The 10,000-nt window shown below is 45.4% G+C and carries 8 protein-coding genes (1 of these 8 cut by a window edge); 1 reads left to right on the top strand and 7 read right to left on the bottom strand.

The genetic code is table 11. From position 1 onward, the window contains the following. Positions 1–2,233, bottom strand: the 5' portion of a protein-coding gene (gene gyrA / locus PUW25_RS00040) for a DNA gyrase subunit A (RefSeq protein WP_047912548.1). The gene continues 335 nt to the left of window position 1, outside the view; only the first 2,233 of its 2,568 coding nucleotides appear in the window; the start codon lies at positions 2,231–2,233; its stop codon lies off the left edge, out of view. Positions 2,234–2,618: 385 nt separating this feature from the next. Between gyrA and PUW25_RS00035 the strand changes: the two genes are divergently transcribed. Continuing rightward, the gene (locus PUW25_RS00035) at positions 2,619–3,401 is read left to right on the top strand and encodes a YheC/YheD family protein (RefSeq protein ID WP_205054691.1); all 783 of its coding nucleotides are present in this window, start codon (positions 2,619–2,621) and stop codon (positions 3,399–3,401) included. Positions 3,402–3,539: 138 nt separating this feature from the next. Here the strand turns inward: PUW25_RS00035 and gyrB are convergent, their stop codons facing one another. From gyrB to dnaA, 6 genes are all read right to left on the bottom strand, one after another. Continuing rightward, entirely contained in the window at positions 3,540–5,450 is a 1,911-nt protein-coding gene (gene gyrB, locus PUW25_RS00030) for a DNA topoisomerase (ATP-hydrolyzing) subunit B (RefSeq protein WP_047912549.1), read from the bottom strand. Between the two features lie 135 nt (positions 5,451–5,585). Continuing rightward, positions 5,586–5,834 carry an extracellular matrix regulator RemB gene (remB, locus tag PUW25_RS00025; RefSeq protein ID WP_047912550.1) on the bottom strand — a complete coding sequence of 83 codons (249 nt, stop codon included), beginning with the start codon at positions 5,832–5,834 and terminating at the stop codon, positions 5,586–5,588. A 15-nt stretch (positions 5,835–5,849) separates the two neighbouring features. Further along, a complete protein-coding gene (gene recF, locus PUW25_RS00020; RefSeq protein WP_047912551.1) occupies positions 5,850–6,962 on the bottom strand; it encodes a DNA replication/repair protein RecF in 1,113 nt (370 codons plus the stop codon). Between the two features lie 56 nt (positions 6,963–7,018). After that, complete coding sequence (gene yaaA, locus PUW25_RS00015; RefSeq protein ID WP_047912552.1) at positions 7,019–7,237, bottom strand: S4 domain-containing protein YaaA; 219 nt, start codon at positions 7,235–7,237, stop codon at positions 7,019–7,021. A 55-nt stretch (positions 7,238–7,292) separates the two neighbouring features. Continuing rightward, a complete protein-coding gene (gene dnaN / locus PUW25_RS00010) occupies positions 7,293–8,435 on the bottom strand; it encodes a DNA polymerase III subunit beta (protein WP_047912553.1) in 1,143 nt (380 codons plus the stop codon). A gap of 218 nt (positions 8,436–8,653) precedes the next feature. Beyond that, positions 8,654–10,000 carry a chromosomal replication initiator protein DnaA gene (dnaA, locus tag PUW25_RS00005; RefSeq protein ID WP_047912554.1) on the bottom strand — a complete coding sequence of 449 codons (1,347 nt, stop codon included), beginning with the start codon at positions 9,998–10,000 and terminating at the stop codon, positions 8,654–8,656.

Below are 10,000 nucleotides of genomic sequence, written 5' to 3'. Positions count from 1 at the left end.
TCTTCTCCGTAATGTTAATCGTCTTGATTCCCTTACCGCCGCGGCTTTGAATACGATAGTCCGATACCGGGGTACGTTTGCCGTATCCGTTAGCCGTAACAATGAGAACCTCAAGCTCTGAATCAACAATATCCATACCGATGACGGAATCCTCTTCGTCCAGGTTGATGCCTTTGACCCCTGTCGCGCTTCTTCCCATCGACCGAACGTCATCTTCAGAGAAACGAATGGACATTCCGTGAGCTGTACCGAGAATCATCTCTTGTTTGCCGTCGGTAAGCTTCACTTCGATTAGGGAATCATCCTCACGCAAGTGGATAGCTATAAGTCCACCCTTGCGGATATTTACGTAATCGTCGAGTGGGGTCTTCTTCACAACGCCATGCTTGGTGGCGAAGAACAAGAACTTCTCGCTCTCGAACTCTTCAACCTCAATAACCGCGTTGACAGTCTCCCCTTGCTCGATCTGAATCATATTAATAATTGGCGTTCCTCTTGCGGTCCGGCCAAGCTCAGGAATCTCATAAGCTTTGAGCCTGTACACCTTACCTTTATCCGTGAAGAACATCAGATAATTATGTGTGTTGGTTACAAACAAATGCTCAACGAAATCCTCATCCTTGGTATCCATACCCACCACACCACGACCGCCTCGCTTCTGCGAACGGTATGTGGATACCGGTAGACGCTTAATGTAACCAGTATGGGTAATCGTGACAACGACATCCTCACGCGGAATTAGATCCTCATCAAGAATGCTCTCCTCACCAACCGTGATCTCCGTACGGCGCTCATCATTGTAACGGTCCTTGATCTCTTGCAGCTCATCACGAATGATTTCAAGCACCAAATGCTCATTCGCTAGAATCTCGCGATATTCTGCAATCTTGGCAAGAAGCTCGTTATATTCGTTCTCAATCTTCTCGCGTTCAAGTCCTGTAAGACGCTGCAAGCGCATATCAAGGATAGCCTGAGCCTGATCATGACTTAGCTCAAAGCGCTCAATCAATCCTTCTCTCGCAGCATCTGTCGTTGCAGAAGCACGGATCAAAGCGATGATCTCATCAATATGATCCAGAGCAATTCGCAATCCCTCGAGAATGTGTGCACGGGCTTCCGCTTTGCGCAGTTCGAATTCTGTACGACGGCGAATAACAGTAATTTGATGCTGTAAGTAGTGATAGAGAACATCACGCAGGCTCAGAATCTTAGGCTCGTTGTTAACGATGGCCAGCATGTTTATACCGAAATTGGATTGCATGGAAGTATGCTTATACAGATTGTTAAGCACCACATTCGGATTCACATCGCGGCGCAGCTCAATTACAATTCGCATACCGCTGCGGTCTGACTCATCACGAAGATCTGTAATACCTTCAATCTTCTTCTCACGTACAAGCTCTGCAATCTTTTCTACAAGACGTGCTTTATTCACTTGATATGGAATTTCGTGCACGATAATTCTTGCTTTGTTGTTCACTTCTTCAATGGTCGTTCTCGCACGCATCGTAACCGTTCCGCGGCCTGTTTGATAAGCCTGGCGAATACCTGAACGGCCAAGAATAAATCCAGAAGTCGGGAAGTCAGGACCCTTGATATATTCCATCAGCTCTAAAGAATCAATATCAGGGTTCTCGATCATTGCGTGAACCCCATCAATGACTTCTCCCAAATTATGAGGTGGAATATTGGTCGCCATCCCTACGGCAATCCCGCCTACACCGTTTACGAGCAGATTGGGATATCTAGCAGGAAGAACGACAGGCTCGTGCTCTTCCCCGTCATAGTTAGGTATAAAATCTATCGTATCTTTATTAATATCACGGAGCATTTCCATCGCGATCTTGGACAAGCGGGCTTCCGTATAACGCATTGCCGCTGCCATATCTCCATCAATGGAACCAAAGTTACCGTGACCGTCTACAAGCATATAACGCATCGAGAAATCTTGGGCCATCCGTACCATAGTTTCATATACGGCCGAATCTCCGTGCGGGTGATATTTACCGATAACTTCGCCGACGATACGCGCTGATTTCTTGTAAGGCTTGTCAGGTGCCATTCCAAGCTCCGACATCGCAAACAGAATACGACGGTGCACTGGTTTAAGCCCGTCTCTAACGTCAGGCAAAGCACGGCTGACGATGATACTCATCGCATAGTCCATAAAGGACTCGCGCATTTCTTCGCCAATATCGCGGTCTTTAATTTGCGAGTTATTTTGATCCGCCATGCTGGACCTCCTTCTTGTCTATCAAACAACATTGTTAAGCTGAAAATGTATTTGTGAAAAGCCTAACAAGGCTTTAACGCCCAAATCTTCTAATGAATTTCTCTCTATTACTAGCCTAGACAAAAAGTCCATTATTAAACGTATTCACGCTTCTAATTGGACCTATCTATAGGGATATGCCCTTCCTGTTTTGAAGAGCAAACCATATACTGTACAAATTCAGAATGGACATTCAGCTGCACAATATTACTCATATCCACACAAAACGCCATATTCCTCTATTATACCACTGATTTTTCTCCTTGTCCTATGGATTTCCTCCGGCAGGTATGATACTTCGCGAATTTATTGACTACATTCGATTAAGTAATAAAGGAGTGGTTAAATGAGCATCCGACGTGTCTCAAGCAAATGGAAAAAGACAGCTGTTCTCTTAAAAGATCCTCAGATCGCTGTCTATGTTCCAGAAACTCGCAAGTACAATCAGAATAATCTAGAGAAAATGCTGAACTCCCATCGTACGGTATATGTGAAACCAGAGCATGGATCTCATGGCAAAGGAATTATGCGGGTAGAGAAACCAAATTCTAGCAGCGATGAGACCCATTCATCAAATGAATCCGAGCATGTTCTCCATTATGAAAAAACGAAAAAAACGTACACTACCGTTACAGCCCTGCATCAAAAGATACAAAAGCGAATGAATGGAAAGTCATATTTAGTTCAGCGCGGGATCAGACTTCTTAAGCATCAAGGCTGCCCATTCGATCTAAGAGTGATGGCTCAGAAGAACCCTCAGGGCAAATGGGAAGCTACCGGCATTATCGGTAAAGTCGCTGCAAAAGGAAAAATTGTGACTAATATTAACGGCGGCGGTCATATTGCTTCTTTTGAAGCCTTGTTAAAGCCCTATCTCGGAGAAGGCGGGACAAAGAAATTCAAGAAAGAACTGAACTCTCTCGCTCTCAAAACGGCAAGACAGATGGAAAAGAACTATCCCGGCATTAAGGAGCTCGGCCTCGACATTGCGCTAGATGAGAAAGTAAGACCGTGGATTCTTGAGGTTAATACGTCTCCTGGCTTGTATGTGTTCGGTTATTTACCAGACAAGAGCATTTATCGAAAAATCAAAAAATACGCTAGAGCCTACGGTAGAGTACGAATGTAGCCATTCGCAGCAAAATCTAGCGTTCGCTCCTAATCACTCTCTGCCATAGTAGTTATTCAGCTGCAATCCCGTCTACTGTAAAATCAGAAAAAGGGGCCATACCGGCCCCTTCTGTAAAACACATTGTTTATATGAATACTAAACATCAAGATTCTTGACGTATCTTGCATTCTCCTGAATGAAGTCGCGTCTTGGTTCTACGTTGTCTCCCATCAGGGTATCAAACATGGTGTCTGCAATCATCGCGTCCCCAATAGACACCTGAAGCATCGTGCGGCTCTCGGGGTCCATCGTCGTCTCCCACAGCTGACCGGCGTTCATCTCTCCAAGTCCTTTGTAACGCTGTACATTGACCTTAACGCCCTCGCCGAACTCCTTAAGGATGAGGTCACGCTCGGCCTCAGAACCTGCATAGCGGACAGTCTTATTACGTTCGATCTTGAAGAGCGGCGGCTGAGCGATGTACACAAAGCCTGCTTCAATAATTTTGCGCATATAGCGGTAGAAGAACGTAAGCAGAAGGGTCCGGATATGGGCTCCATCGACGTCGGCATCGGTCATAATAATCACTTTATGATAACGTGCCTTCTCGATATCGAAATCATCGCCAATCCCCGTACCGAGCGCCGTAATAATCGCGCGAATCTCGGCATTTGAGAGAATACGATCGAGTCTCGCTTTTTCCACGTTCAGAATCTTACCACGTAGCGGCAAAATCGCTTGGAAATGACGATCACGTCCCTGCTTCGCTGATCCACCTGCCGAGTCACCCTCAACGATGTACAGCTCACTGATCGAAGCATCCTTCGAAGAGCAGTCAGCGAGTTTACCAGGCAGAGCACTCACTTCAAGAACGCTCTTACGACGGGTCATCTCACGCGCTTTACGCGCTGCTTCTCTCGCTCTGGATGCTTGCAGGGCTTTATCCAGAATACGGCGGGAAACAGAAGGGTTCTCAATCAGGAATTCCTGCAGCTTCTCAGCGAACAGTGATTCCACAACGCCGCGCACCTCACTATTGCCAAGCTTGGTTTTGGTTTGTCCCTCAAACTGCGGTTCGGGGATCTTGACAGAGATAATGGCAGTCAGTCCTTCACGCACATCATCTCCCGTCAGATTGCTGCTGTTATCCTTGATAACGCCAGCCTTGCGAGCATAGTCATTAATGATCCGTGTCAATGCACTCTTGAAGCCGGACTCATGAGTACCACCCTCATGGGTGTTAATATTATTCGCAAAGGAGTAGATATTCTCAGTATAGCTGTCGTTGTATTGGAGGGCTACCTCCACCTGAATGTTCTCACGCTGCCCTTCAACATAGATCGGCTGCTCATGAAGAACCTCTCTCTTGCTGTTTAGGTATTGTACGTATTCCTTAATCCCGCCCTCGTAATGGAACGAGCTTGAATCACCGGAACGCTCATCCGTAATGCTGATACCAATTCCTTTGTTCAGGAACGCCAGCTCACGAATACGGGTAAGCAGGATATCATACTCAAATACGGTCGTTTCCGTAAAGATCTCGGGATCTGGATAGAACGTTGTTGTGGTTCCTGTTTTGTCGGTATCGCCGATGACTTTGACATCATACTCTGGAACACCACGGCGGTATTCCTGCTGGTAAATGTGTCCGTCACGTTGAACAATAACGCTAACCTTTGTAGACAGAGCATTCACGACGGAAATACCTACACCGTGAAGACCCCCAGAAACCTTATATCCGCCGCCGCCGAATTTACCTCCAGCGTGAAGGACGGTCATAACAACCTCAAGGGCAGATTTCTTCATCTTGGCCTGTTCCGCTACAGGGATCCCCCGTCCATTATCCACAACGGTAATGCTGTTATCTTCGTGGATCGTCACATCAATCTGATCACAGTAGCCTGCAAGAGCCTCATCGATACTGTTATCCACGACTTCCCATACGAGGTGATGCAAGCCTTTCGAGCTCGTCGAGCCGATATACATCCCTGGACGTTTTCTGACGGCCTCAAGTCCTTCAAGGACCTGAATCTCATCTGCACCATATGTCGGTTGATTCATAGACATGCCTTTCACCTACTTCACTAGATTAGAGTGGATCTGATAATTTTGTTATGACTGTATATAAAAGTGCCAAATGCGTTATAAAAGTACCGCCTCCTTGCTCTTGTTCGCAAGATGACGATACTCCTCAATAGATCGTTATATATCGCTTAGAACATTCGCTCTTTTCTTGAGAGTGGTTGAAGAGATTGGGGAATAGTAAACCGTGCTCTTGGTAACGACAATCGACTTCGCTTCTTCTTCTCCAATGATCTCCAGGTTTTTTTCCTGTTTAGAGTAAGTAATGTACTGCTTCGATATTTTGGACGATTTTTCAATCGATATATCAAAAATAGCAACGAGCTCGGAAGAGCGGATAATCTTGTCTCCGCCCAGGTGGATATACATTGTCCGTTCATCTCCTTAACGTTCCACGTGACCAGCCTGTACATGATAGATATGAGCATCATGGAGCTTGCTGGTATTCAGTGTTTCAACCCCTGTTGCGGTTATAAACGTCTGAACTTTGCTCTGGAACGTTTCAATTAGCTGCGTCTGACGGTATGGATCAAGCTCAGATAATACGTCATCCAGAAGCAGAACCGGATATTCACCAATCTCCTCGCAAATCAGCTCGATCTCTGCCAGCTTGAGTGATAGAGCGGTCGTTCTCTGCTGCCCCTGTGATCCATAGGTTTGTACTTCATGGCCGTTAATAAAGAAGGATAGATCATCGCGATGAGGACCGGTTAGCGTGGTGCCTCGTCGGATCTCCTGATCCTTGGTTTGTGATAATTTTATCATAAAAAGGTTTAATAAAACAGCTTCATCTTCTTCGAGGGCATCAGCAAAGGATGGAACATAAGCAAGTTCAAGCTTCTCTTTGCCCCCTGTAATGCCTTCATGAATCGTTTCCGCCCATTTTTGCAGCTTCTTTATGAATTGTTTCCTTTTTTTAACGATTTTAACACCATGCTCTGCTAATTGCTCATTCCATACGCTGAGCATCACCTGCTGAGATTCCGAAGCCCCCCATAACTGCTTCAGCAGATTATTTCGCTGGACCAGAATCTTCTGATACTGCTGGAGGTGATAAATATAGCCTGGAGCGACCTGTCCAATCTCCATGTCAAGGAACCGGCGGCGAACCCCCGGTGTCCCTTTGACGATCTCCAGATCCTCCGGCGCAAACATGACCACATTCAGGCTGCCGATAAAATCACTGAGCTTGCGCTGCTCCAGACCGTTAATCTTTGCTTTTTTGCCTTGCTGGGATAACGATAAATCAAGCTGAATTGTTCCGTACCTTCTATCCACATGTGCACTAATATGCGCGCTCGAGGCATTGAATCGAATGAGCTCCTTGTCTTTGGAGGTCCGATGACTCTTCGTTAGTGCCAAAGCGTATATCGCCTCAACCAGATTCGTCTTGCCCTGAGCATTCTGACCAATAATCAGGTTAACCGGTCCGAAAGACTCGAGCTTCAAATGCTCGTAATTTCGGTATTGATTCAGTTCAATGTCACTTACAAACACACTTTACATCCTCCCTTGCCTCTCGCCTCTTGAGGAAGCAGCAGGTGTTCGCTATTCTATTTCGCTTCTTCGACCTGGAACTCGCCTTCTCCATCAACGGCTACCAGATCTCCAGCATACAGCTTACGGCCCCGTCTCTCTTCGATCTCACCATTTACTTTGACAGCCTGCTCCTGCAGCAGCGCCTTCGCCATTCCTCCGGTAGGAACACAATCGGCCAGCTTCAGAAACTGATCGAGCTTAATATATTCACTGTGGATAACTATTTTTTTCACGGAAAACTTCCTCTCATGTGAATAACTTTTATTTCAAAAAAAATAATACACAGCTCTAGTTCGTAGTACGGTATGGCAGAATGACATACTGACTTGAGCTGTTGTCCGTCGGTTTTAGGATAATTGGGCTCATCACGCCGGTGAAGGAGATCATAAGCTCCTCGCTCTCGACTACTTTGAGCACATCAAGCATATATTTCGAGTTGAAGGAGATTTTGAGCGGTTCCCCTTTGAAATCTTTAACTTGAAGCTCTTCACGCACCTTACCTAGCTCAGAGGAGCTGGATGAGATTTCAATATCCCCGTTATCCAGTGTCTGCATACGAACGATGTTCGTTTTCTCCTCACGGGACAGCAAATACGCGCGATCGATCGATTCACTGAGCTTTTTCGTTTCCAAAATCAGTTCTGTTTTGTAGGAGCTCGGAATAATTCTAGAAGTATCAGGGTAAGTTCCATCCAGAATGCGGGTATAGAATAATACACGATCAATCTTGAACAGCACCTGGTTGTCAGCAACGACGATATCTACGAGTGAATTTTGATCAGGGATAATTTTGCTCAGCTCATTCAGTGTTTTTCCTGAAATGACGATATTGTGGAATTTGATCTCATCGGCTCCCTCAATATGGGCAGAGCGAGTTGCAAGACGGTGGCGGTCGGTTGCCACAAATTTGAACTCATTATCATTCAGACTCCATAATACGCCAGTCAAAATTGGTGTTGTTTCATGCGTGGAGATAGAGAACACCGTTTGCTTAATCATATTTTTGAGCAGATCACCAGGAATGGACAAGGTTTGGTTCTCTTCGATGCTAGGGAGAACAGGGAATTCTTCTGGATCGAGTCCAACGAGCTGAATTTCTGTTGCTCCTGCAGAGATGAAAGTATTGAAGTTGTCTTTAACTTCCATGTGAACTTCCTGAGATGGCAGCTTCTTAATAATTTCGACAAAAAACTTCGCAGGTAAAACAACACTTCCTGCCTGCTCTACAGAAACAATGGTCTTACCATCCTCTTCTAAAGGGATAAACGATTGAATAGAAATATCAGTATCACTTGCAGTAAGCGTAACGCCTTGATAATTCACATCAAATTTAATCCCGGTAAGAATAGGGATCGTAGTTCTGCTGGAGATCGCCTTGGATACATGTTGAATGGATTCATTCAGGTAGCTTTTCAATATGCTGATTTTCATAGTTTCACTCCTTGGGGAATATAAGCTTGATGTTGCTGCCTAACGTACTTACTTTTTCGAAATATAGCGTCGCTAAGACGCATTTATATTGATGTAGTATTTATTAAAAAAATAGTAGTAATAGTAATAGGCGCACTGAATATGTGGATAAACCCTACAAACGGCATAAAATTAAGCCTATCCACATGTGTACAGATTGTGCATAGGCTTTGTACTTGTTAAGTTGGGTTTTTGATTTTCTCGATTAGATTGTTGATAACTTTGAACAGTTCCTGATCGTTCTTAATCGATTGTGTTATTTTCTCATGCGCGTGAATGACGGTTGTATGATCCCGTCCCCCGAATGCTTCTCCAATCTTAGGCAAGGAAAAGTCAGTCAACTCTCGAGATAGATACATTGCAATCTGCCTTGGGAAGGCCACCGCTTTGGTTCTTTTTCTAGCCTTGAAATCTTCAAGCTTCAGATTGTAATATTCGCCAACCCTCTGCTGAATATCCTGAATGGTAATAATCTTCGGACGGCTTGATGGAATGATATCCTTAAGTGCTTCTGCCGCCAGATGTGTTGTAACGTCCTGATTGGTCAGAGACGAGTATGCTACCACACGAATAAGGGCCCCTTCAAGTTCTCTGATGTTCGTATCGATCTGATTGGCAATATACATCATTGCTTCATTCGGAATATCGAGATTCTCTGCCTTGGCCTTCTTGCGAAGAATGGCGATTCGCGTCTCAAGATCCGGAGGCTGGATATCGGTTATCAGTCCCCATTCAAACCTGGAGCGCAGCCGTTCCTCAAGCGTCGGAATTTCCTTCGGCGGCCGGTCACTTGAGATAATGATCTGCTTGTGCTCTTCATGCAGTGCATTAAAGGTATGGAAGAACTCTTCCTGTGTCGATTCCTTACCGGCCAAAAATTGAATATCATCAATCAGCAAAATGTCGACATTGCGATATTTATTGCGAAAATTCTCACCACGGTTATCCCGGATGGAATTAATGAATTCATTCGTGAATTTCTCCGATGAGAGGTAAACGACCTTACTGCTGGGGTTATGCTCCAAAATGTAGTGCCCTATGGCATGCATGAGGTGTGTCTTGCCGAGTCCAACTCCTCCATATAAGAAGAGCGGATTGTACGCTTTGGCAGGGGCTTCTGCAACAGCAAGCGATGCTGCATGTGCAAATCTGTTGCCCGGGCCGATGACAAACGTGTCAAAAGTGTACTTCGGATTAAGCATATGTGCCATAGCCTCTTCTTGTGGTACTGGAGGAGGCGTGACCACTTGCTGCGGATCCGGCTCAGCCGTCTTGTGTTCTTCTATGACAAACTTAACGTCCACTTGTTTTCCGAGCAGTTCATAAACGGTTGAACCGACAAGTTTCGTATAGCGGCTCTCCAGCCACTCTACAGCGAACGTAGTGGGCGCTGATATGACGATAGACTGATCATTCAGCTTAATGGCTTTGGTCGCCTTAAACCAGGTGTCATAGCTGGGTTTGCTAAGCTTGGTTTGAATTATTGATAGTATTTGCTGCCATAGTTCGGAAGTATGGCTGTCCAC

The organism is Paenibacillus urinalis (assembly GCF_028747985.1).
Lineage (GTDB): Bacteria > Bacillota > Bacilli > Paenibacillales > Paenibacillaceae > Paenibacillus > Paenibacillus urinalis.
The sequence above is the reverse complement of the archived record's forward strand: the minus strand, read 5'-3'. Positions and strand labels throughout refer to the sequence as shown.